The sequence below is a fragment of the Micromonospora sp. AP08 genome (genome assembly GCF_008085935.1).
GTDB classification, from domain to species: Bacteria; Actinomycetota; Actinomycetes; order Mycobacteriales; family Micromonosporaceae; genus Micromonospora; species Micromonospora chersina.
In genome coordinates this window covers 38,497-60,513 of the sequence record NZ_VSEZ01000015.1, presented here as the reverse complement: position 1 = coordinate 60,513, position 22,017 = coordinate 38,497, and the positions used below count along the sequence as shown (strand labels likewise).

22 protein-coding genes are annotated in these 22,017 nt (G+C 74.8%); 10 read left to right on the top strand and 12 right to left on the bottom strand.

Translation table 11 applies throughout. From position 1 onward, the window contains the following. Positions 1 to 27: 27 nt before the first annotated feature. From FXF50_RS23010 to FXF50_RS23000, 3 genes are all read right to left on the bottom strand, one after another. Positions 28 to 1,029 carry a glycine betaine ABC transporter substrate-binding protein gene (locus FXF50_RS23010; RefSeq protein ID WP_148430950.1) on the bottom strand — a complete coding sequence of 334 codons (1,002 nt, stop codon included), beginning with the start codon at positions 1,027 to 1,029 and terminating at the stop codon, positions 28 to 30. Between the two features lie 156 nt (positions 1,030 to 1,185). Continuing rightward, complete coding sequence (locus tag FXF50_RS23005) at positions 1,186 to 1,908, bottom strand: ABC transporter permease (RefSeq protein WP_091317060.1); 723 nt, start codon at positions 1,906 to 1,908, stop codon at positions 1,186 to 1,188. Continuing rightward, entirely contained in the window at positions 1,905 to 2,591 is a 687-nt protein-coding gene (locus FXF50_RS23000) for an ABC transporter permease (protein WP_148430949.1), read from the bottom strand. The genes FXF50_RS23005 and FXF50_RS23000 overlap by 4 nt, the downstream gene beginning before the upstream one ends. 2 nt (positions 2,592 to 2,593) lie before the next feature. Here FXF50_RS23000 and FXF50_RS22995 point away from each other — a divergent pair, with 2 nt between their 5' ends. Then, positions 2,594 to 3,580: an ABC transporter ATP-binding protein gene (locus tag FXF50_RS22995; RefSeq protein ID WP_148430948.1), complete on the top strand. Its 987-nt coding sequence runs from the start codon at positions 2,594 to 2,596 to the stop codon at positions 3,578 to 3,580. 55 nt (positions 3,581 to 3,635) lie between these two features. On the opposite strand, the gene FXF50_RS22990 is transcribed toward FXF50_RS22995, so the two are convergent. From FXF50_RS22990 to folP, 7 genes are all read right to left on the bottom strand, one after another. Beyond that, entirely contained in the window at positions 3,636 to 4,136 is a 501-nt protein-coding gene (locus tag FXF50_RS22990) for a hypothetical protein (protein ID WP_148430947.1), read from the bottom strand. Between the two features lie 81 nt (positions 4,137 to 4,217). Further along, on the bottom strand, positions 4,218 to 4,526 hold the full coding sequence (locus FXF50_RS22985) for a hypothetical protein (RefSeq protein ID WP_148430946.1): 309 nt from the start codon (positions 4,524 to 4,526) through the stop codon (positions 4,218 to 4,220). 68 nt (positions 4,527 to 4,594) lie between these two features. Beyond that, a complete protein-coding gene (locus FXF50_RS22980) occupies positions 4,595 to 5,824 on the bottom strand; it encodes an ABC transporter permease (RefSeq protein WP_148430945.1) in 1,230 nt (409 codons plus the stop codon). A 119-nt stretch (positions 5,825 to 5,943) separates the two neighbouring features. Continuing rightward, the gene (locus FXF50_RS22975) at positions 5,944 to 6,432 is read right to left on the bottom strand and encodes a DUF3180 domain-containing protein (RefSeq protein WP_370464143.1); all 489 of its coding nucleotides are present in this window, start codon (positions 6,430 to 6,432) and stop codon (positions 5,944 to 5,946) included. Positions 6,433 to 6,493: 61 nt separating this feature from the next. Then, positions 6,494 to 7,021, bottom strand: a complete 528-nt coding sequence (gene folK, locus FXF50_RS22970) for a 2-amino-4-hydroxy-6-hydroxymethyldihydropteridine diphosphokinase (RefSeq protein ID WP_148430944.1) — start codon at positions 7,019 to 7,021, stop codon at positions 6,494 to 6,496. Continuing rightward, the gene (folB, locus tag FXF50_RS22965) at positions 7,018 to 7,377 is read right to left on the bottom strand and encodes a dihydroneopterin aldolase (protein ID WP_148430943.1); all 360 of its coding nucleotides are present in this window, start codon (positions 7,375 to 7,377) and stop codon (positions 7,018 to 7,020) included. Before folB ends, folK begins: the two co-directional genes overlap by 4 nt. After that, positions 7,374 to 8,276: a dihydropteroate synthase gene (gene folP / locus FXF50_RS22960; RefSeq protein ID WP_148430942.1), complete on the bottom strand. Its 903-nt coding sequence runs from the start codon at positions 8,274 to 8,276 to the stop codon at positions 7,374 to 7,376. The genes folB and folP overlap by 4 nt, the downstream gene beginning before the upstream one ends. 361 nt (positions 8,277 to 8,637) lie before the next feature. On the opposite strand from folP, the gene FXF50_RS22955 reads away from it, so the two are divergent. The 7 genes from FXF50_RS22955 to FXF50_RS22925 are packed head-to-tail and all read left to right on the top strand — an operon-like array spanning position 8,638 to position 17,162. Next, entirely contained in the window at positions 8,638 to 8,952 is a 315-nt protein-coding gene (locus tag FXF50_RS22955) for a hypothetical protein (protein ID WP_148430941.1), read from the top strand. A 13-nt stretch (positions 8,953 to 8,965) separates the two neighbouring features. Next, complete coding sequence (locus FXF50_RS22950) at positions 8,966 to 9,328, top strand: hypothetical protein (protein ID WP_091317037.1); 363 nt, start codon at positions 8,966 to 8,968, stop codon at positions 9,326 to 9,328. A 49-nt stretch (positions 9,329 to 9,377) separates the two neighbouring features. Beyond that, positions 9,378 to 12,878: an ATP-binding protein gene (locus FXF50_RS22945; RefSeq protein ID WP_148430940.1), complete on the top strand. Its 3,501-nt coding sequence runs from the start codon at positions 9,378 to 9,380 to the stop codon at positions 12,876 to 12,878. Between the two features lies 1 nt (position 12,879). Then, positions 12,880 to 14,820, top strand: coding sequence for an MFS transporter (locus FXF50_RS22940; RefSeq protein ID WP_148430939.1), 1,941 nt, complete (start codon positions 12,880 to 12,882; stop codon positions 14,818 to 14,820). Further along, complete coding sequence (locus tag FXF50_RS22935; protein WP_148430938.1) at positions 14,817 to 15,377, top strand: hypothetical protein; 561 nt, start codon at positions 14,817 to 14,819, stop codon at positions 15,375 to 15,377. Before FXF50_RS22940 ends, FXF50_RS22935 begins: the two co-directional genes overlap by 4 nt. Then, positions 15,374 to 16,549, top strand: a complete 1,176-nt coding sequence (locus FXF50_RS22930; RefSeq protein ID WP_148430937.1) for a M23 family metallopeptidase — start codon at positions 15,374 to 15,376, stop codon at positions 16,547 to 16,549. Before FXF50_RS22935 ends, FXF50_RS22930 begins: the two co-directional genes overlap by 4 nt. Positions 16,550 to 16,562: 13 nt before the next feature. Next, positions 16,563 to 17,162, top strand: a complete 600-nt coding sequence (locus FXF50_RS22925) for a hypothetical protein (protein WP_148430936.1) — start codon at positions 16,563 to 16,565, stop codon at positions 17,160 to 17,162. 6 nt (positions 17,163 to 17,168) lie between these two features. Here the strand turns inward: FXF50_RS22925 and FXF50_RS22920 are convergent, their stop codons facing one another. Continuing rightward, positions 17,169 to 17,729 (bottom strand): hypothetical protein, encoded by a 561-nt coding sequence (locus tag FXF50_RS22920; RefSeq protein WP_148431011.1) that lies wholly within the window; start codon positions 17,727 to 17,729, stop codon positions 17,169 to 17,171. Between the two features lie 211 nt (positions 17,730 to 17,940). Between FXF50_RS22920 and FXF50_RS22915 the strand changes: the two genes are divergently transcribed. Together FXF50_RS22915 and FXF50_RS22910 are read left to right on the top strand one after the other, a co-directional pair. Next, the gene (locus tag FXF50_RS22915) at positions 17,941 to 20,454 is read left to right on the top strand and encodes an FtsK/SpoIIIE domain-containing protein (RefSeq protein WP_255510154.1); all 2,514 of its coding nucleotides are present in this window, start codon (positions 17,941 to 17,943) and stop codon (positions 20,452 to 20,454) included. A 99-nt stretch (positions 20,455 to 20,553) separates the two neighbouring features. Continuing rightward, on the top strand, positions 20,554 to 21,255 hold the full coding sequence (locus FXF50_RS22910) for a hypothetical protein (protein WP_148430934.1): 702 nt from the start codon (positions 20,554 to 20,556) through the stop codon (positions 21,253 to 21,255). Positions 21,256 to 21,323: 68 nt separating this feature from the next. Here the strand turns inward: FXF50_RS22910 and folE are convergent, their stop codons facing one another. Continuing rightward, positions 21,324 to 21,989 carry a GTP cyclohydrolase I FolE gene (gene folE / locus FXF50_RS22905; RefSeq protein ID WP_148430933.1) on the bottom strand — a complete coding sequence of 222 codons (666 nt, stop codon included), beginning with the start codon at positions 21,987 to 21,989 and terminating at the stop codon, positions 21,324 to 21,326. Between the last annotated feature and the right edge of the window lie 28 nt (positions 21,990 to 22,017).

Below are 22,017 nucleotides of genomic sequence, written 5' to 3'. Positions count from 1 at the left end.
TGCGGCCCGCCGGCGCGGCGGCGTTGGTCAGCTGGCGGCGAGCGCGGCGTCCGAGGAGAACACCAGGCCGACGCTGGCCGCGCCGGTCTTCAGGGCGTTCTTGGTCTGCGGGCCGCCCGCGTCGAGCGAGCTGAACGAGCCGGCCTTGAAGTCGTAGACCTCGACGAGGCCGGCCTGGCACTTCGGCCGCTGCGGGCACTCGGGCGGACCGGCCAGCACGGTGGCGGTGCCGGAGCACTTGGCGGCCAGGTCGGAGAGGGTGGCGACCTGGTACTTGTCGGCGAACGCCTTGGTGACCGCGAAGGCGTTCTGGTCCTGCGCCTGGGCGGGCTGGCCGAAGCTGATGCCGGCCTTGTCGCCGGCCGCCTTCAGCGCGCTGACCGTCTTGTCCAGCTCGGGCGAGGAGACCGGCTGGGCGTCCTTGCCGTTGGCCTTGGTGTTGAGGAACTCGGCCATGGTCGCCGCGTACTCGGGGACGACCTGGACCTGCCCCTTCTCCAGGGCCGGCTCGTAGAGCTCGCGGTTGCCGATGGTCTGCACCTTGACCTGGTAGCCGGCCGCGGTGAGCGCGATCTTGTAGAGCTCGGCGATGGTCTGGCTCTCGCTGAAGTTGCCGGCGCCGACCGTCACCTGGCCGCCCGGGCCCTTCTCGACGCCGTCGGTCACGCCGTTGGCGTCGGCGAACTCCTTCGCGGCGACCTGCGGGGTCTTCCGGTCGACGTCGACCGCCCGGTTCAGCTCGATGAGCTTGGGGGTGTCGAGCTTCGCGGAGACCTTGTCGAGCGCGGCCACGAGCTGCGGGGTGGCCGCCTTCGCGTTGACCGCGGGGATGACGTTGTCGGTGTTCTGGAGCTTCTTGTCGTCGGTGAGGACGACGAGCTTGTCGCCCGCCACCGGGGCGCAGCCGGCCCCGGAGGCGCCCTTCTCGGGGGCATCGGTGCCGGAGGAACCGGCGTCGCCGCAGCCGGCGAGGAGGCCGGCGGTCAGGACGCCGAGCGCCCCGACGGCCAGGCTGGTACGTGCGCGCATCAGTGCCCGCCTTCCGTGTCCCGGCGCGACCCGTCCGGGCCGGCCGCGTGTCCGACGGGCGATCCGATCAGCCGCCCGCGAGTTCCAGCCAATATCCTCCGGCTGGGACCGACAAACTCCGAGCGGGTTTCGTCACCCGATCGTCACCCGGTCGATTCAGCCGCCCGCCGTGGCGTCGGCCGCACGGCGGTTCGCCGCCCGCCGGGCCCGGCGCAGCGGGCGCGGCGTGACCACCCGCTCGACCAGCGCCAACACCCCCTCGACGAGCAGCGCCAGCCCGGCCACCAGGACGCCGCCGGCGACGATCTGGCCGCCTCCCGCCGCGATGTCCAGCCCGAAGCCGGCCCGGATGATCTGCCCGAGCCCGCCGCCGTTGACGAAGGAGGCCAGCGCCGCCGTGGCCACCACCTGGACGGCGGCGGTGCGGAACCCGGCCGCCAGGTAGGGGACCGCGAGCGGCAGTTCCACCCGGCGCAGCACCTGCGCACCGGAGAGCCCCATCCCGCGCGCCGCGTCCCGGGCCTCCGGGTCGGCCTGCCGCACCCCGGTGTACGCGTTGGCCAGCAGCGGCGGCACCGCGAAGACCGCGAGCGCGACCACCACGGCCGGCCGGCCGAAGCCGAGGAAGGTCAACGGCAGGATGGTCAGCAGGGCCAGGGTCGGGACGGCGAGGGTGACGTTGGACACCAGCAGCACCAGGCCGCCGCCCCGGCCGGTGTGCCCGAGCCAGAGCCCCACCGGCCAGGCCACCAGGCAGCCGAGCAGCACCGCCAGCGCGGACATGCTCAGGTGCTCCCCCAGCCGGTCGAGGATGCCGCCCGGGTTCGTCCAGTTGAGCGGGTCGTTCAGCCAGACGACCGCCTGCTGCACCGGGTTCATGAGCTCCGCCTCCGCAGCCAGGGGGTGAGCAGGCGGCCCACGGCGGCCAGGATCAGGTCGAGCACCAGCGCCAGCAGCACGCAGAGCACCGTGCCGGTCATGATCTGGGCCTTGTAGAAGTTGTTCTGGAAGCCGGCGAAGATGAGCTGGCCGAGGCCGCCCCGGCCGACCACCACGCCGACCGTGACCAGCGCCACCGTGGAGACCGTGGCCAGCCGTACGCCGGTGAGGATGCCGGGCAGCGCCAACGGCAGTTCGATCCGGAACAGGCGGCCCCAGCGGCCGTAGCCCATGCCCTCGGCGGCCTCCCGCACCTCGGGGGGCACCTGGTTGAGCCCGGCCAGGGCGTTGCGCACGATGACCAGCAGCGCGTAGAGCGCCACCACGGTGAGCACGGTGATCGCCCCGATGCCCAGGTACGGCGCCAGGAAGGCGAACAGCGCCAGCGACGGGATGGTGTAGAGCACCCCGGTCAGCGCCACGATCGGCGCGGCCAGCGACCGGAACCAGTAGGCCGCCACCGCGAGCGGCAGCGCCACCAGCGCCGCGATGAGCACGGCACGGGCGGTCAGCCAGGTGTGCTCCCGCAGCGCGGCGAGGATCGTGTCAGAGTTGTCCCGCACGTACTGCCAGGAGAACCACGGGTTACCGGGCGCGGCCCGGTAGCTCAGGTGGAGGGACACACGTGGACGTTACCCCGGGCGCCGGACACGGCGCGGCCTCGATCACGTTGGAGCGCATCCGCAAGCGCTACCCGGACGGCACGGAGGCGGTGCGGGAGCTCAGCCTGGAGGTGAAGGCCGGCGAGCTGGTGGTGCTCATCGGCCCCTCCGGCTGCGGCAAGTCCACCGTCCTGCGCATGATCAACCGGCTGATCGAGCCCACCGACGGGCGGATCCTGCTCGGCGACGACGACGTCACCCGGGTCGACCCGGTCACGCTGCGCCGCCGCATCGGGTACGTCATCCAGAACGTCGGCCTCTTCCCGCACCAGACCGTCGCCGCCAACGTGGCGACCGTCCCGGGGTTGCTCGGCTGGCCCCGGGAGCGGACCCGGGCCCGGGTGGAGGAACTGCTGGAGCTGGTCGGCCTCGATCCGGGGCAGTTCGGCCGCCGCTACCCGCACGAGCTCTCCGGTGGGCAGCGGCAGCGGGTCGGGGTGGCCCGCGCGCTCGCCGCCGACCCGGTGGTGCTGCTGATGGACGAGCCGTTCTCGGCCGTCGACCCGATCGTCCGGACCCGGCTCCAGGAGGAGTTCCTCCGGTTGCAGGCCGAGGTCCGCAAGACCATCGTGCTGGTCACCCACGACCTCGACGAGGCGGTCCGGCTGGGCGACCGGATCGCGGTGCTGTCCGAGGGCGGCCGGCTGGAGCAGTACGACACCCCGGCGGCACTGCTCGGGTCACCCGCCTCGCCGTTCGTCCGCGAGTTCGTCGGTGCCGACCGGGGCATCCGCCGGCTGGCGGTCACGCCGGTCACCCGCGAGGTGCTCGACCCGCTCCCGGCCGACGGCGGCGCCGACCTGCCGACCGTTCCGTTGGGCGGTTCGGCGTACGACGCGCTGGGCGGGCTGCTCACCTCGGGCGCCGAGCACGCGGTGGTCACCGAGGACGGCCGGCCGGTGGGCCTGCTCAGCCGGGCCCGCCTGCTGGGCCTCGGCGTGCTGGACTGAGCGCTGGGCCCCGCCGCCTCGGGGGCCAGACCTGCCAGGCCGACGATCCAGCCGGTCAGGCTCGGCCTCCGAGGCTGGCCAGGCCGACGATCCAGCCGGCGAAGAAGCCGTAGGTGACCCCGGTGCTGGCGCCCTGGAAGGCGGCGAAGAGCGAGCCGTGCGGCCCGAGGAGGGTGGCCAGCAGGGCGGTGCAGCCGGCGGCCAGGGCGTACGCGCCCCAGCCGGAGAAGAACTGGCTGCCGGAGCTCTCCACCCGGGCCACCTGCGGGCCGGGCAGCAGGTAGAGCAGCGCGGCGGCCAGCACGACCAGCAGGATCGCCCGCAGGTTGGTGGCGAGCACGCCCTGCGACGGGTCGTCGGCGTGCAGCCGCCAGGCCGGCCAGGCGAGCAACCGTAGGAACCAGCCGCCGGCCCCGGTCGGGTCGGTGTGGTCCTGCACCCAGCCCACGTACATCGGGCTGCCGCAGACACCGACGAGCAGGAGCGCGGCGAGTGTGCCGGTGCCGGCGGCCGTGCCGTACGCGCCGACGGTGCGGGGGCGGTTGGTGAGGGCCATGGAGCGGTCAGTTCCCGGCCCACCGCGCCGGGCAAACCTGCGTACCCGGGAAACCGCCGAGGGCCGGCGGGTGGCCATCGCCTAGTGCTTCAGCAGGTAGTCGATGAAGGCGGCCCGCAGCAGCGGCGTGGACTCCTCCTCCTCGTAGCCGTGCCCGGTCATCTCCCGCCAGAGGGCGTTGGCCTCGTCGATGATCGGCCCGATCGAGTTGGGGGCGCCGTCCAGGATCGCGGCCTCGTCCGCGTTGGGCATGTGCCGCAGCACCGACCAGAAGAACTCGACGTCGCGGCGCTCCCGGGCCAGGTGGAACGCCTGCTCACGCAGTTCCTCGGTGGAGAGCTTGTCCAGCTCGTCGAAGGTGCGGCCGCCGGGGGCAGGAGTCTCCGTCATGCCGCGAGCCTAACCGGCGAGATCAGCTCGGGCCCGGTGGACGCCACGCCGGCGGCGGACGGGCCGGGTCAGCGGTCCCCGGCGTCCCAGCGGCGCGGCTCGCTCTCCCAGCGCGGCGACTCCCACGAGTCGACGGTGTCGGTGTCCCGGACGGGCAGCACCGACGGCCAGGCGTCGGCCGGCTCGGGCGACGGGGTCAGCGCCCAGCCGGTGCTGATCGTGCCGTCGCCGCTCGGCCCGGTGGTGCCGGCCGGCACCCCGCCCGGCGGTGTCGGCCGCGGCCGGCCGAACGTCTCGACCAGTCGGGTGACCAGCAGCCCGGCCCCGAGGGTGGCCCCGCCCACCGCCCACCGGCTGATCGTCCAGTCCTGCGTCCCGGCCCAGGCCAGGAAGACCTCCACGGCGCACACCGCCAGCAGGGTGCCGAAGACCCCGCCCCGCCGGCCGTACGCGCTCGTGCCGCCGAGCATCACCGCGCCGATCGCCAGGACGGACCAGTCGAGCCCGCTGGCCGGCGCCACCGGGCCGTCCCCGTTCGCGGCGATCAGCACCCCGCCGAGCACGGCCAGCACGGTCGAGGCGACCAGCGCCAGCGCGGTCACCGTGGCGGCCACGGCACCCCGCCGCCGGGCCGGGTCGGTGACCGGCCGGAATCGCCCGACCAGCCGGCGGACCGGTTTGATGGCGCCGAAGAGCCCGCCGAGGACGGCGACCGCGGCGAAGCCCAGGAAGAGGTAGAGGGCGGTGCGCCGGGGGTCGTAGCCGCCTTGAACCACGACCGGCGTGGTCCGCCGCTCGATGTACACGATGACGGCCGCGGCGCCGGCCAGGCTGGCCGCCCAGCCGGGCACGTGCAGCACCACGACGGCCAGGGCGAGCGCCAGCCCGCCGAGCGCCGCCACCACCAGCGCCGGGAGCAGCGCCTCGCGCACGCCGCGGTCGCCCTGCTCGGCGAAGTGCAGGGCGGCGGCCAGCGCGACCGGCCCGATCGCCAGGTTCACCGCGGCGGCCCGCAGGCTGAGCCCGGCGGCCAGGGTGAGCAGCCCGAGCCCGGCCACGTCGACCAGCAGCGTGTTCAACGCGCCGCCGCGCAGCGCGTCCGCGTCCTCCCGCCAGAGCAGCCAGGTCACCGCGGCCAGCCCGACCAGCAGCAGGAACTCCCAGACCACGTGCACGGCGATCCGGTCCCGGCCGGGCTCGCCGTGGGAGGGATCGTCGAAGACGTTCTCCAGCACCGCCGCGGGCACGCCGGACGACGTCTCCACCGGCGCGATCCGGCCCGTCTCGTCGTACGCCATGGCCCGCGCCTCCCACGTGGCCGGCCGAGCCGTCCGACGCGCGGGCGGACCGGCGGCGGCCGTTGCTCTCCGGTCGCCAGGCACGGTACCTGCGGGGGGAGGTGCTGGGAACCCCCTGATCAGAGCCGGCCGCGCGGGGTCTCCCGGTCGCCGGGCTCCCGGTCCTCGTCGTCCTCCTGCTCGGGCACCCGGCAGGACCGCTCCAGCCAGAGCGCCGCCGCGACCAGGGCGAGCGAGGCGAGCAGCCCGCCCCCGCCGGCCGGCCGGTCGCCCACCGCGGCGTTGGTCCGCTCCACGAAGAGCCAGGCGGTCAGCCCGGCGTAGAAGCCGGCGAAGATGGCCCCGGCCAGGGCGGACGCCTTGGCCAGCACCACGAACCGGGCGACCAGCAGCGGGTTCACCGGGTCCCGCCCGGGGCGCCGCTCGATCCGGCCCCGGGTGTTGACCGCCGCGTACGCCTCCAGCACGGCCAGGCCGGCCAGCGTGACCACCGGCAGCCAGGGCAGGTTGGGGGCCACCTCGTAGTAGAAGGTGCTGATCAGCAGCCAGGCGAGCGCGGCGGCGGCCAGGGCGGCCACCACCAGGGTGGAGATCCGGGTCGGACCCATCCGGAAGCGGTGGGGATCGCGCGGGGACTGGGCCTGGCTCATGCCGTCCGGCTCCACAGCATCATGCGTCCGACTCTAACGTCAGATCGGGGCGCGGACCGAGTTCCAGCGCGTCGGAGGCGAGTGGCTCGGCGTTGAGCAGGTCGGTGAGCCAGCCGTGGCCGGGCAGCCGGCCGTGCGGCTCGACGTCGATCCACGGCCGCAGCACGAAGGCCCGCAGGTGGGCCCGGGGGTGCGGCAGGGTCAGCTCGGGATCCTCGCTGAGCACCGGTTCCCCGGCCGCGTCCCAGACCGCGATCACGTCCACGTCGAGGGTGCGCGGCCCGTACCGCCGCTCCGGGTCGCGGGTGCGGCCGGCCGCCGCCTCGGCGGCCCGCGCCCGCGCCAGCCAGTCGCGGGGGGTCGCCGCCGGGTCCGCGACCAGCACCGCCGCGTTGAGGTACGCGGGCTGGTCGGCGTCCCCCCACGGTGGAGTCTCGTAGACGCCGGAGACCACCAGCACGGTGTCCCCGAACGAGGCCACCGCGGCCCGGAGGTGGGCGAGGCGGTCGCCCAGGTTGCTGCCGATCGACAGCACGGCCCGGCTCATCGGGTACGCCGCATCGTCACGGCCACGTCCCGGAAGGTGTGCGGGATCGGGGCCTCCGGCTTGTGCACGGTGACCGTCGCGGCGGCCACCAGCGGCTCGGCCAGGCAGACCGCGAGGAGGCGGTCGGCGAGCGTCTCGATGAGGTTGACCGGCTCCCCGGTGACCACGGCGACCAGCTTCTCGGCCAGCTCGCCGTAGTGCACGGTGTCGGTCACCTCATCGGAGCGGGCGGCCGGGGCGAGGTCGAGTTCGAGCACCGCGTCGACCACGAACTCCTGCCCCTGGGCGCGTTCGAAGTCGTACACGCCGTGCCGGCCGTGCGCGCGCAGGCCCGTCAGCTCGATCCGGTCGGTCATCGGTCTCCCTCGTCGGTGCTGGGCCGCCCGGTCGGTCCCCGGTTCCCGTCGGTGGTGGGCCGGGCCAGGCGCGGGCGGCCGGTGGCCCGCCAGACGGCGAGCGCGTCGGCGGTGGCCCGGACGTCGTGGACGCGTACCCCCCAGGCGCCGGCCGCCACGGCGAGCACGCTGGTGGCCACGGTGGCCGCCTCCCGCTCGGCGGTGGGGCGGGGGTTGCCGTCCGGGTCGGCGAGCAGCCGGCCCAGGTAGGACTTGCGGCTCGACCCGAACAGCACCGGGAAGCCGAGGTCGACCAGCTCGGGCAGGCGGGCGCTCAGCTCCCAGTTGTGCGCGGCGGTCTTCGCGAAGCCCAGCCCCGGGTCGACGATGATCCGGTCGGCGGCCACACCGGCGGCCAGCGCCGCGTCGACGCGCCGGCTCAGCTCGGCCCGCACGTCGGCCACCACGTCGGCGTAGCGGGCCAGGTCCCGCATCTCACGGGAGTGACCCCGCCAGTGCATGAGCACCCAGGGGCAGCCGGCGTCCCGGACCACCCGGGCCATGTCCGGGTCGGCGAGGCCGCCGGAGACGTCGTTGACCACGTCCGCGCCGGCGGCGAGGACGGCCTCGGCCACCCGGGCCCGGCTCGTGTCGATGCTGACCGGGATGCCGGCGGCGCTCAGCTCGCGGATCACCGGCAGCACGCGGGCGATCTCGGTCTCCGCGTCGACCCGGTCGGCGCCCGGCCGCGTGGACTCGCCGCCCACGTCGACCAGGTCCGCCCCGGCCGCCCGCAGTCGCACTCCGTGTGCGACGGCGGCGTCGAGGTCGGCGTATCGGCCACCGTCGGAGAAGGAGTCGGGCGTGACGTTGAGGACGCCCATCACCACCGGGGTCTCCGCCCGTACCAGATCGGTCACGGACCCGACAGTACCGGTCGCCAGCAGGGCTTCCGGCGGCCCGGGCGACCCCGGCGGACGACACCCCTGACGTGCGGATTGGAACAGGTGTACGATCGGTCGTCGGGTCCGTTCCGGGTCGACTCTTCGCGGGTTGTCGCAAAGGTGGCCGCGCCGTACGCTTTGGAATTGCCCAGCATCGAGATGGCGAAGCCTGGAGGGAGGGCCGAAGCGGGACCAATCCCCCCAATGCTCACCACCCTTCGTGGTGGGTGACGAACACAGCGTCGCCGACGCTGTGTGGAACGAGCACCATCCCGCCAGGCTTTGCCCACGCGCACCACCGCGGCGCCGCCGGCCGCGACCTTGGGGAGGTTTTCCAGTGATCGCCATCGAGCTCATGGGGACGGCGTCCGCCGCCGTCGACCACGCGCTCCACACCCTGGCGTCGACTCCACTCGCCGAGCCGGCTCCCAAGGGCATCGACACCAGCGGTGTCGTCTCCTTCTTCGCCAGCAAGATCGCGCCGATCCTGCTCGCGGTGCTCGGCGTGATCTTCATCGGCCGGGCCAGCCGCGGCGAGATCTCCAAGGTGCTGACCAGCTCCGCCATCGCGATCATCGGGCTGGCCTTCATCGCCGGCGCCGCCACGCTCTTCTTCGTCGGCGACTACCTGATCAAGCTGATCTTCGAATAGGCGTTGGGCGACGATGCGGCTGCGCACCGACGACGACATCTACCGGGCTCGCCTCGTCTACCTGGGGCCGCCCGGCTACACCCTTCCCGTCCACCTGCCGTACGCCCAGTACGGCCTGTTCATGCTGCTCGTGCCCCTCTACATGTTCATCCACTGGTTGTTCACGCTCCAGGTCGAGCTGTTCCCCGCCTGGGAGATCTCGCTCGCCATCGTGACGACCTCGTTCATCTTCCGGTACGTCGACCCGGACCGGCCGGCGCGCATGGTCATCCGGACCGCGCTGACGGACTGGCGACGCACCCGGGAGCCGGCCGCCGAACTGCGCGACCCGCGCCTCGTCGCGAGCCGGATCAGGATCCGGGAGGAACTGGCATGACCGGGCGTACGCAGACGGCGCAGACGAACGACGCGGGTGAGGCGGTCGCATGAGTCGCTCTTCCACGCCGGGTTCCCCGGCCGGACGTCCGGCCGGGCCCTACGGTAACCGTGCGCGATCGTTCGACTACCCAACGGACGAGGAGCTGGACGAGGTCACCCTCGACCCGGCCCTGGTGACCAGCCCCCAGCAGGGTCGCGTCGGGGTCTTCCAGCCGCCCCGGCCGCTCGCTCCGCGCGGCGAGCAGCGGGAGCCGGTGGTCGCCGACAGCGGCGACATCGACTCCCCCTTCCTCGACCTCTTCGGTGGCGCGCAGCCCCGCGTCCGCCGGCCGGCCAGCCCGCCCGCCGGCCCGCCGGCTCCGGTGGAGCCCGTGGTGGCGCCGCCTCGGCGTGGCATCGGCCGGGACGCGCTGCCCATCCCGCACCAGCACGCCGCCCCGGTCGAGCCGGTCGAGCCGGCCCGGGCTGTCCCGTCGCAGCACGCCGCTCCGGTCGAGCCGCCCCTGCCGATCCCGCACCAGCACGCCGCTCCGGTGGAGCCGGTCGAGCGGCCCCTGCCACCACCGGCCCTGCCCGCCCGGCCCGAGGACGAGCCGCCCGCCGCCCGGTTCCGGGACAGCGCGCCCGGCGTCCGCCCCGTGGGCCGGCCCCGCGAGGCGGTCGAGGCCGCCCGCCCGGCGGCGCACGCCACCCCCGAAGCGCCGGAGCAGCCCGCCCTCGAACCGGCGCCGGCCACCCGTACCCGGGTGCCGCACCAGGTCGGCGACCGGCTCCCGGCGCTCCGGTCCACCGTCGAGCGGGAGCCGGCCGAGCCGGAGACCCCGGTCGAGCGCCCCGCCCGCCGGCGCGACCTCCGGCCGGTGGAACCCCGGCCGGAGACGCGCGAGCTGGCGACCCCGTCCGGCCGGGAGGTGACCGCGCCCCGGCAGCGGTCCCCGGAGCGCGGCGGCAAGCCCGCGAAGCCGGTCCGGGTCCGGGCCCCGAAGATCAAGTTCGGCGACCGGGACCCCTCTGTCGAACTGGCCATCACCGAGATCGCCGGCCACCTCACCTTCACCCCCAACACGGTGACGGCCTGGTACTGGCTGCCCGAGGTGCGCTGGGCGTTCCGCCCCGACGCCGAGCGCGAGGCGCTGCTCTCCGCGATCTCCGAGCAGTACGCCGGCCTGGCCGGCTTCCGGCTGCACCTGCGCCGCACCACCCGGCCGTTCCCGGCCGACGAGTGGGCCCGCACCATCGACGCGCACACCGCCGCGCCGCTGCCCGACGTGCCCGGCACCACCGGCTGGGCCGACCACCTCGTCGCCGCGCAGCGGCACCTCATGGCGGTCAACCACGCCGAGGGGCAGACCTACCTGGGCGTCACCTTCGCCCGCCGGTCGCTCGGCGACTCGCTCACCGAACGACTGCTGCGCACCTTCGGCCGGGGCACCGCCGACGGCGAGCGGCGCCGGCTCGGTCGCACCGTCGAGCAGTTCGACGAGGTGCTCGGCGCGTTCGGCATGCGGGGCCGCCGGGTCACCGCGCAGGAGCTGGAGTGGCTGCTCTACCGCTCGGTGGCGCTCTGCATGGCGCCGCCCGGCGTGCTCTCCCCCATCACCAACGGCAGGTGGGAACGCGGCGACCTTCTCGCCCTCACCGAGCAGGTCGAGCGCTACCGCACCCCCTACGGCTCCACGGTCAAGCTGGTCAACCGGATGACCGGCGAGGAGCGGCACGTGGCCGTGCTCGCGGTCGGCCGGATGGAACCGCTGGAGATCCCCGAGCGGCACGAGCCCTGGCTGCACTTCCACGAGCGGCTGCCGTGGCCCATGGAGCTCTCCACCCGGGTCGACATCCTCGGCCCCGGCGACTCCTTCCGGAACCTCGAACACCGGCTCCGGATGATCCGCTCCCAGCAGCTCGACTACGCGGAGCACGGCATCGACGCCCCGCCCGAGCTGGAGCGGCTGGCCAAGCGGGCCCTGGTGATCGGCGACGAGATGACCACCGGCCTGCCGGTGGACTCGGCCCGCGCGCACGGCTGGCACCGCATCGCGGTCGGCGGCCGCACCCGCGAGGAGTGCCTGGAACGCGCCCGCCGGCTCATCCAGCTCTACTCGCGCGAGCTGCGCATCTCGCTCCAGCATCCGAAGAACCAGGACTGGCTGGCCCGCGAGTTCATCCCCGGCGAGCCGATCGCCAACACCGGCTACGTCCGGCGGATGCCGGTCAACCTGCTCGCCGCGGCGCTGCCCCAGGCCGCGTCCACGGTCGGCGACCGGCGCGGCGACCTGATCGGCCGGACCGCCGGCACCTGCCGCCGCCCGGTCTTCCTCGACCTGCACTTCCCCATGGAGGTACGCGAGCGCTCGGGCCTCGCCGTCTTCGTCGCCGAGCCGGGCGGTGGCAAGTCCACCCTGCTCGGCGCGCTCGGCTATCTGGCCGCTCGGCGGGGCGTGCAGGTGACCCTGCTCGACCCGTCCGGCCCGCTGGCCCGCCTCTGCGCCATGCCCGAGCTCGCGCCGTACTCGCGGGTGCTCAACCTGACCGGCTCGGAGCAGGGCACCCTGGCCCCGTACGCGCTGATCCCCACGCCGCTGCGCACCGAGTTCGGCGCCGGGGCGGCCGGCGACCGGGAGTTCGAGATCGCGGTCTCCAACGCCCGCGCCGAGCGCCGGATGCTCGTGCAGGACATCTGCATGATGCTGGTGCCACCGCAGGTGGCCCGGGAGGCCTCCACGGCCACCCTGTTCCGACACGCCGTACGCCAGGTGCCGGCCGAGGAGACCTCCACGCTGGACGACGTGGTCGCCTGCCTCCAGGGGCTGGACGACGACGCCGGCCGGGAGCTGGCCAACCTGCTCCTCGACACCGCCGAGATGCCGCTGGCCATGCTCTTCTTCGGCCGGCCGCCGGAGGGGCTGCTCGGCGCCGACGCCGCGCTCACCGTGATCACCATGGCCGGGCTCCGGCTGCCCGACCTCAAGATCGAGCGCGAGTACTGGTCGGCCGAGGAGGCGCTGGCCCTGCCGATGCTGCACACCGCGCACCGGCTGGCCGTCCGCCGCTGCTACGGCGGCTCGATGTCCTCCCGCAAGCTGGTGGGCCTGGACGAGGCGCACTTCATGGAAGGCTGGCGCTCCGGCCGGTCGTTCCTGGTCCGCCTCGCCCGCGACTCCCGCAAGTGGAACCTGGCCGCGCTGGTCGCCTCGCAGAACCCCAAGGACATCCTCGGCCTCGACGTGCAGAACCTGGTCTCCACCGTCTTCGTCGGCCGGATCGCCGAGGACACCGAGATCGCCTCCGAGGCGCTGCGGCTGCTCCGGGTGCCGGTCAACGACGGCTACGAGGCCACCCTCGCCTCGCTCTCCCAGGCCGACAGCGGCTCGGCCGCCCGGCTGGGCTTCCGCGAGTTCGTCATGCGTGACGTCGATGGGCGCGTGCAGAAGGTCCGGGTCGACGTGTCGTACGTCGACGGGCTGCTGGAGCACCTGGACACCACCCCCGCCGCGGTCGCCCAGGCCGCCGGGCAGCTGCCGGCCGTCCTGGCTGATCTGGAGGCGTGACATGGCGAGGGTCCGGGCACGGATCGCGGCGCTCCTCCTCGCGCTCGGCGTACTGGCCGGGGCCACCATCGCCTGGCCGCTGGTCGGGGCGACACCCGCGTACGCCGCCGTACCGGCTGCCGCCCAGGCCCGGGCCGAGCTGTGCAGCACCAAGGAGTGGCAGGCCGACTTCCGCGCCTGCGTGGCGAAGCTCAAGGCGGTCAGCGAGGACCAGGTCGAGTGCCGCAACGCGCCGGTGCCCGGGGCGCCGGACTCGGGCCTGGCCGGCTGGTTCGCCTCCCGCCCCGACTCCGCCAAGCAGCCCGGGCCCAAGGGCCTCTACAGCGACTACGGCTACGCCGGATACAGCTACACGACGTACGACGTCGACGGCGGCTGCGCCTCCTCGGTGCTGCATCCGGACTACCGGTTCACCACGATGGTGGCGAACGGCGAGTTCATGTTCGCCAACGCGATCATCGGGGCGTCCAACGCGCTGCGGGAACGCGCCTGGGACCCGCGCACGATGTGGCGCTGGGCGGACCCGCTGGTGGAGCAGGCCACCAAGGCCGTCTACCAGAAGGTGTTCAGCGTCTTCGGCATCATCACGATCTGCGTGGTCGGTCTCTACCTGCTCTGGCGGTCACGCCAGTCGGACATGAGCAACGCCATGACGACGGCCGGCTGGGCGATCCTGGTCATGGTCGCGGTGACCGCCCTGGCCGCCTGGCCGGTCAAGTCGGCGAACATCGCCGACAGCGCCCTGATCACGAGCCTCGGCGTGGTGCACGACGCCGTCGGTCCCACCTCCAGGGACACGCCGCCCGGACAGTGCGACGACCCGAACCCTGCGGCGTGCAAGGACCACCGTCCCCCGGCCGTGCGCGCCAGCGACACGGCGACGGAGACGATGCTCTACCGGAACTGGCTGCGGGGCGTGCTCGGCTCGGCCGACAGCGAGACCGCCAAGAAGTACGGTCCGGCGCTCTACGACGCCAAGTCCCTGACCTGGGACGAAGCGGAGTCGATCCGCGCTAACCCCGCCACTCGCGAGGTGGTCATCAAGGCCAAGCAGCAGCAGTGGGCCAAGGTCGCCGAACAGATCAAGTCGGAGGACCCGGAGGCGTACGAGTACCTCCAGGGCGTCCGGGACATGGACCGGATCGGCGCGGGCTTCATCGCGGTGCTGGCCTCGCTGCTCTTCGCGATGTTCGACCTGACCGCCTCGCTGCTGGTGCTGCTCGGCTTCCTGATCTTCCGGTGGGCGGTGATCGCCGCGCCGATCCTGGGCACGGTCGGGTTGATGCGCCCGGCCAGCGCCGGCCTCCGGCGGCTCGCGAACGCCGTGGTCGCCGCCGTCTTCAACATCGCCATTTTCGGCACCGGCGCGGCCATCTACCTGTTCGCGGTGGATCTGATCATGAACACGCCCACCCTGCCCGGCTGGCTTCAGGTGGTCCTGGTCTGGCTCTGCGGCGTGGTGGGCTGGCTGCTGCTCCGCCCGTACCGGCGGATCACCCAGCTCGGCGGGAAGGACAGCAGCGAGGCGGTCAGCTCGGCCGGCTCCTGGCACCGGCGGTTCTTCCGCGACATGCGCGTCGCCGCCCGGCTCGACGTGGCCGAGCCGGGCGGCACGGCCGAGCCGGCGATGGGGCGGCGGCGCGGCGTCCCGGCCGACCAGCGCAGCCTCCGGCCGGAGGCCCGGCACGAGGACCCGGCGCACACCGTCACGGCGGTCGAGCGGGAACGGCCGGACGGACGGGAGCGCCCCGAGCAGGCGCCGGCGACCGAGCCCGGGTCCGAGCGCCGTAGCGCCGCGCCCCGATCCCGCCGCCAGCCAGCGGGCTGGGCCGGACCCGACGTGCCCGAGGAGGCACCCTCCTTCGCCGTCTACCGGCCGGACTCGGCCGACCGCGCCCCGGCGCCCAAGCCGGCGCCGCGGGTCCGCTCCGAGGCCCGGTGACACCGGTGCGGCGCGCGCTGGAATTCCTGGTCACCCGGGTACTGCGGTCCCGGCTCGGCGTCGCGCTGGTGATCGCCGTCCTGGTCTTCGGCGTGATCGGCGCGGCCCGGCTGGTCTCCGGTCCGGTCGACTCGACAATCGGCCTCAGCACCCGGCCGAGCCAGCCGATCAGCACTGTCGACCCGCACGCCGGTGACGACGGGGTGCTGTCGAGCCCGCCGGCGGCGGTCTCGCCGAAGACCCGGGCGGGCGAGGCCACCCCGGAGCAGACCGCGAGCAGGTTCACCACGGCCTGGCTCACCGGCCCCGGCAGCAGCGGCGATGCCTGGCAGGCCCGGCTGCGGCCGCTCTCCACGCCCGCGCTCGTCGAGAAGATGACCGGCGCCGACCCGGAGAGCGTGCCCGCCCGCCGGACGGCCGGCGCCGTGACCCTCCGGCCGCGCACCGAGTCCTTCGTGGAGGCGCTGGTCCCGCTCGACAACGGCCGGCTCCGGCTCGAACTGGTTGCCCCGGACGGCCGGTGGCTGGTGGACGCGGTCGACTGGGAGCGGCCGTGAGCGCGGCGCCGGGCGTCACGGCGCCGGTCCGCCGCAAGCTGCGGGTCGGCGTGCTGGTCACCGCCGTCACCACGGTGCTCACCCTGCTCTGCTGCGTCGGCGGGGCGGGCGCGTTCCTCCTCACCGAACTCGGCGGCGACCAGAAGGACGGCGTGCTCGCCGGCCTGAACTGCGACCCGGCCTACCAGGTCAACCTCACCGGGGACATGCCGCGTTTCACCGAGTACGGCGAGGGCCAGCTCCGCAACGCCGCCGTCATCATCAAGGTCGGCCAGGACATGAAGGTGCCGCCCCGCGGCTGGGTGATCGCGCTGGCCACCGCGATGCAGGAGTCCGCCCTGCGCAACCTCGCCAACAGCACGGTGCCGACGTCCCTGGCCCTGCCGCACGAGGGCGTCGGCGCCGACCACGACTCGCTGGGCCTGTTCCAGCAGCGACCCGGGTGGGGCAGCGTCGAACAGCGGATGACGCCGTCCTACACGGCCCGGAAGTTCTACGAGAAGATGGTCAGGGTGCGGGACTGGCAGCACCGGCCGCTCACCGTGGTGGCGCAGCGGGTGCAGGTCAGCGCCTTCCCGGACGCCTACGCGAAGCACGAGGACCTGGCCGGCCGGATCGTCGACGCGCTCGCCGGCGGGGCCGCCCGCACCGTCGAGATCGCCGGGAAGGCGGTCTGCGACGCCGCCGCCGGGGCCCGCATCGCCGCCTCCGGCTGGACCGCCCCGCTGCCCGGCGGCGTGGTCTCCGGCTTCCGCACCACGGAGCGGCCCAGCCACAACGGGGTCGATCTCGCCGCCGACAAGCGCACCGAGATCCACGCGGCCTCGGCGGGCCGGGTGCTGGTGGCTCGCTGCGACCCCGACCGCTCCGGGAGGCGCGACTGCGACCGGGACGGCTGGCCGGGCAAGGGCGGCTGCGGTTGGTTCGTCGACATCCTGCACGCCGGCGGTTACATCACCCGCTACTGCCACATGATCGAGCGCCCCAGGGTGGTGCCGGGCCAGTCCGTGGAGGCGGGCGAGGTGATCGGCCTCTCCGGCACGAGCGGCAACTCCTCCGGCCCGCACCTGCACTTCGAGGTGCACGTCGACAGCGACCGGTCCAGCCGCGGCGCGGTCAACCCGGTGCCCTTCATGCGCGAGCGGGGCGCTCCGGTGGACGGGACCGCGTGAGGCGCACCGGCACATGAGCAACCCGCTGCCCGACCCCTTCGCGGACCGGCCCGACTGGGCACCGCTGCCGCCCCACCCCGTCGACATCGTCCCCGCGACCGGGCGGATCGAACTGCGCGGGCGCCGCGTGCTGGTCGGCCTGCCCGGCCTCGGGTGGCGCGGTGACCTGCGCGCCGACGAGCGGGTCGTGCAGGGCAGCCGGACCTACGTGCCGGTCATCCCGGAGCACGAGTGGTACCGCGCCGAGTCCGAGCAGGTGGAGGTCTTCGCGCCGCTCGTGCCGGTGGAGCGGGTCTGGGTGGAGACCGTGGGCGAGCGGCGGCCGAGCGTCGGCCCGCCCGAGCCGGGCATCCGGCTGGTCTCGCTCGACGCGCCCACCCGGCGCCCGCCCACTCCGGTCTTCGAGGCCGACTCGGTCGCCGGCCGCCGGGTCGTGCACGTGACCGGGGCGACCGAGCAGCGCGACCTGCGGGCGGTCACCGAGGCCTACTCCGGCGCGGACGGGGACATCTGCGTCCGGGTGGCCCCGGAACTGGAGTGGTACCGCTGGGCCTGGCGCGGTCAGGCACCGACCAGCATGGAGGTACCGGTCCACCTGCTCTGGCTGGAGTGACCCGGATCAGCCGACCTTGCTGCCGCCACACACTCGCCAGCCGTCTTTATTGACGACGTGGAAGCGCCAAACCTCCCGGCGACTGCTCCGCGGCTGGCCGTTCGACGAGCTTGAGATGGCCAGGGTCGTTGTCACCGACTCGCCCTCCCCGTCCTTTGCACGGGCGAGGGGACCCCAGCTGACCTTGACGACAACGTTGAAGTTGGCCTCTCGCTGCTCCAGTTCGGTCCGGAGAGCGCGGACCGCATCGAGATCGGCTCCGGAGGCGCAGGTGAACTCTTGCGCCTTCGTGTCGTTGCGGTCCACCAGGAAGGTCTGGATGTAGTTGGCCACCACGACATCGGGAGCGCTGCGGTCAGGAGCGGTTGCCCGGTCGTACAACACGAAACCGACGACCGCCCCGCCAACGCAGAGCAGCGCCAGCACCCCGGCGACCACCGCGAGAACGGTGCGCAGCCGCCGCTTCGGGCGTGCCGGCGCCGGAGCGGGCGCGGGCGGCGCCAACTGCTCGGGCGGGGTCCGCTGCGCCGGTACCCGCGAGACCTGGGAACCGGCGGGGGGCTGCACTGATTCCACCTCCTGAGGCTATCGGCTGCGCGCCGCGTACCCAATGCCTCAGAACTGGCGGATCGTGGCGAACCGCCGGAGGGTGCGGCGGGTGAGGCTGCTCACCGGTGAGCCGGGCACCGCGCCGACCGACATCCCGGAGGACGGCCCCCGGCTGGGATACCGTCACCATCGGGGAGGAGATGTCGGCCTCGGGAAGAGAGGTGGACGGGTGGCGAGTCCGAAGGCGCGCGCCGGCCGGGCCGCCGCGCTGCACCGCAGGGCCGAGGCCACCGCGACCGCGGCGGCCGCGATCCTCGACGAGATCCGGCCCGCGCCCGCCGATCACCACCGGCAGTACGAACTGGCCGAGCGGCTCCGTGCCGCGGCGGCGCTCGCCGCGCCAGGCTGGGCCGGTGACCCGCTGGAGACGCTGACCCCGACGGCCCCGCCCGGGGACGACCTGCCCGCCTTCGTCCGGGTCGGCACCGCCGCGCCGCTGGACGACGCCCGGTTCCCCGCGTTGGTGCCCCTGCTGGGCAGCGGACATCTGAGCGTCGACGCCGACGCCGGCGACCCGCGGGTTGCCGGGCTGCTCCGCGCCCTGCTGCTGCGGCTGTTCGCGGCCAGCCCGGCCGGCGCCCTGCTGGCCCGCGCGGTCGACGGTGGCCCGGGGGCCACGCTGGCCGGTTACGCGCCGCTGGCCGACGCGGGCCTGCTGCCGCCGCCCGCCACCGACCTGACCGGGTTCCGGGCGGTGCTGGCCGAGGCCGAGCAGTGGGTGGCCGCCGGCACGGCCCGTCAGCGCGGGCACGACCGCACGCTGCTGCTGGTGGTGGCCGCCCTGCCCGACGGGGCCGCACCGTCCGATCTCGACCGGCTCGCCGAGCTGGCGGCGCAGGGTCCCCGGGCCGGGCTGCACCTGGTGGTGGCCGGCTGGCCCGACACGGTGCCGCTGCCGCAGGCCACCCCGCTCGCGGTACGCACCGCCTACGCGCTGGTCGGGGATCCGCACGCCGCCGGCTTCAGCAGTCCCGGGGCGGAGCCGCCGGGCGGGTTGAACTCCCCGGTCTTCCTGGACGAGGACCCGCCCGAGGAGCTGGTGGCCGGGGTGTGCCGGCGGCTGGTCCGGCAGATCGAGGACGGCTCCCGCCTCGCCCTCACCGACCTGCTGCCCGACGGCGAGCTGTGGGCGGAGGGTTCGGTCGACGGGCTCGTCACGACGGTCGGTGACGCCGCCGGGCGGCCGGTCAGCCTGGGCTTCACCGAGCTGACCCCGCACTGGCTGGTCAGCGGCCGGTCGCAGGCCGGCCGGTCGGCGTTCCTCACCGACGCGCTCTTCGGCCTGGCCGCCCGCTACGGCCCGGACGAGCTGGTCCTCTACCTGGCCGATCTCGACGACGGCGAGTCCTTCGTGGAGTTCCTCCAGACCGAGCGGGACCGGTCCTGGGTGCCGCAGGTCCGGGCCGCCGGGATGGCGGCCGACCGCGAGTACGTGGCGGACCTGCTCGGCGAGCTGGAGGCGGAGCTGCGCCGCCGGGAGGAGGCGGGCCGACGAGCCGGCGGGCAGCGCTACGCCGAGCTGCGCCAGCACCAGTCGCTGCCCCGGATCGTCTGCGTGATCGACAACTTCCCGCTCCTGCTGCGCGAGCGGGACCGGCTCGCCACCGACCTGCTCGCCCGGCTGGACGGGCTGGCCCGCGCCGCCCGCTCGTACGGGATCCACCTGGTCCTGGCCGGCGAGGGCGACCTGGGCATCGGCGGCCCGCGCGACCCGCTGCTCGGCCAGTTCCCGGTCCGGGTGGCCCTGCCCGGGGGTTCGGCCGTGCTGGAGCCGACCAACGACTCGGCGGCCGGCCTGCCGGTGGGCAGCGCGGTGGTGAACACCGCCGGCGGGCTGGGCGGCCCGCGCGGCGCGACCCGGGGCCACGAGCGGATGATCCGGTTCCCCGACCCGCACGAGGACCCCGAGGTCCTCACCGACCTGCGGCACCGGCTCTGGTCGGCCCGGCCCGAGGGTGCCGCCCCGCCGGTGGTCTTCGCCGGGTTCGCCCGCCCGCTGCTCGCCAACGACCCGCGCCACCGGGCCGCGCTGGCCGGCCGGGCGCACGCGCCGGCCGCGCTGCTCGGCCGGGCGGTGGACGTCCGGCGCTCCACGGTGGCCGTGCCGCTCGGGCCGGCCGCCGGCCGGAACCTGGCCGTGCTGGGCCGGGACGAGGAGGCCGAGCGGCTGCTGGTCACCGCGGTCCGCAGCGCGGCGGCGGCGCACCCGGGCGCGGCGCGGTTCGTGCTGGCGCCGCTGGCCAACGGCTCGGCCGAGCCGGCCGGCGCGCTCGCCGCCGAGCTGGCCGGGCGGCACCGGGTGGAGACGGTCGACGTGACCGGGTTGCGGGCGGCGATGGCGGCGGACGAGCCGGGCTACCTCGTGGTGTTCGGGCTGGACGTGCCGGACGCGACCGAGCTGCCGCCCGAGCTGCTGCGCACGCTGCTGCTGGAGGGGCCGCCCGGCGGCCGGCACCTGCTCGGCTGGTGGCGCACGGTGGCGCCGCTGGCCGGGCTGCTCGGTCCGGAGGGCGAGGTGGACAAGCTCACCGCCGTGGTGGTCACCGACGTGCCCGGCGGCCGGCTGGAGCAGCTCTTCGACCGGCCGGTGCTCTGGCGTCCCCGGCCCGGCCGGGCCGTGCTCTGGGACGGCCCGGGCGAGCAGGGCACGGTGCTGGTCCCCTTCGGCGAGGGGGCACCGTGAGCGCGAGGAGCGAGCCGGGGTTGCGAGCCCCGCAGTCGCGAACCGAGAGGGCACCGTGAGCGCGAGGAGTGGGCCGGCGGGAACCGGGAGGGTGCAGCCATGAGCGAGACCGGCACGGCCGTCCCCGCTCCCCGGTCCGGCGGCCCGACGGTGGACGTGGACGCGGCCGGGGCGGCCTGGGCGGACTACGTGGCCGCCGCCCGCCAGCTGGACGGCGTACGCCGGGCGGCGGCGACCGCCGCGAGCGAGCAGGCCCGGTCGGTGGCGGCGGCCCGGGAGGAGCTGACGGCGGTCCGTGAGCGGCTCGCCCCGCAGCAGTCGCGACTGCGGGAGCTGGGCGTGCCCGCGATCTCGCTGGTCCCGACGCCCCCCGAGGTGACCGAGGCGACCCGACCGATGGCGGCCGGTCCGGCGGCCGTCCTGGCCGCCCTGCGGTCCGCCCGGGGCTGGGCGGACTCCGCGGACGACAGTCTCGCGGCGCGCGGCCTGCCCCGGCTGGCCCGCTGGCCGGCGCGCCCGCGCAACCTGCTGGTCTACGGTCCGCTGGCGCTGCTGGTGCCGCTGGTCCAACTCGTGCTCTTCCTCGCCACCGGCACCGGCCCGCTGACCGTGCTGGCGCTGGTGGTGGGGCTGCCGCTGCCGGCGGTCGCGTTCATGCTGGGCTGGCTCGCGGTGGGGCGGCTGTTCCGGCCCCGCCCGGCCGACCGGGTGGACCGGACGCCCCGCTTCGGCGCGCTGGTCTGCCTGGTACCGGCGGTGCTGACCACGGCCGGGCTGCTGCTGGCCATGCTGGCCGACTGACCCTGGCCGACTGACCCCGGACACGGCACAGGGCCCTCCCCCGCGGGAAGGGCCCTGTCTCGCTGCGGTCAGCGGGGGATGATGAGCGCCATGGCCTCGGCGCGCGACTTGGCGTCGTGCTGGAGGGTGCCCCGGACGGCCGAGGTGATCGTCTTGGCGCCGGACTTCTGGATGCCGCGCATCGCCATGCACATGTGCTCGCATTCGAGCACCACCACGACGCCGCGCGGCGCCAGCTTGGTCATCAGCAGGTCGGCGATCTGCGAGGTCAGCCGCTCCTGCACCTGCGGGCGCCGGGCGAACACCTCGACCAGCCGGGCCAGCTTGGACAGGCCGGTGATCCGGCCGTCCGGGCCGGGGATGTAGCCGATGTGCGCGCTGCCCCGGAAGGGGAGCAGGTGGTGCTCGCAGAGGCTCATCACGTCGATGTCCCGGACGAGCACCAGCTCCTCGTGGTTGGCCTCGAAGGTGGTGCTGAGCACCTGCGCCGGGTCGACCCGCAGGCCGGCGAAGAGCTCGGCGTACGCGCGGGCGACCCGTGCCGGCGTCTGCTGGAGGCCGTCCCGGTCCGGGTCCTCGCCGACCGCGACGAGGATCTCGCGGACCGCCTTCTCGATGCGCGCCAGGTCGACGCTCTCCTCGACGGGCCGCCCGGTCAGCTTGCCGCTGATCAGGCGGGCGGCGACGTAGTCGAGCCCGTCGTCCCCGTCGGGCTCGGTCGCGGAAACGGCCAGCTCCCGGTCTCGGGAGCTGGCCGTCGGG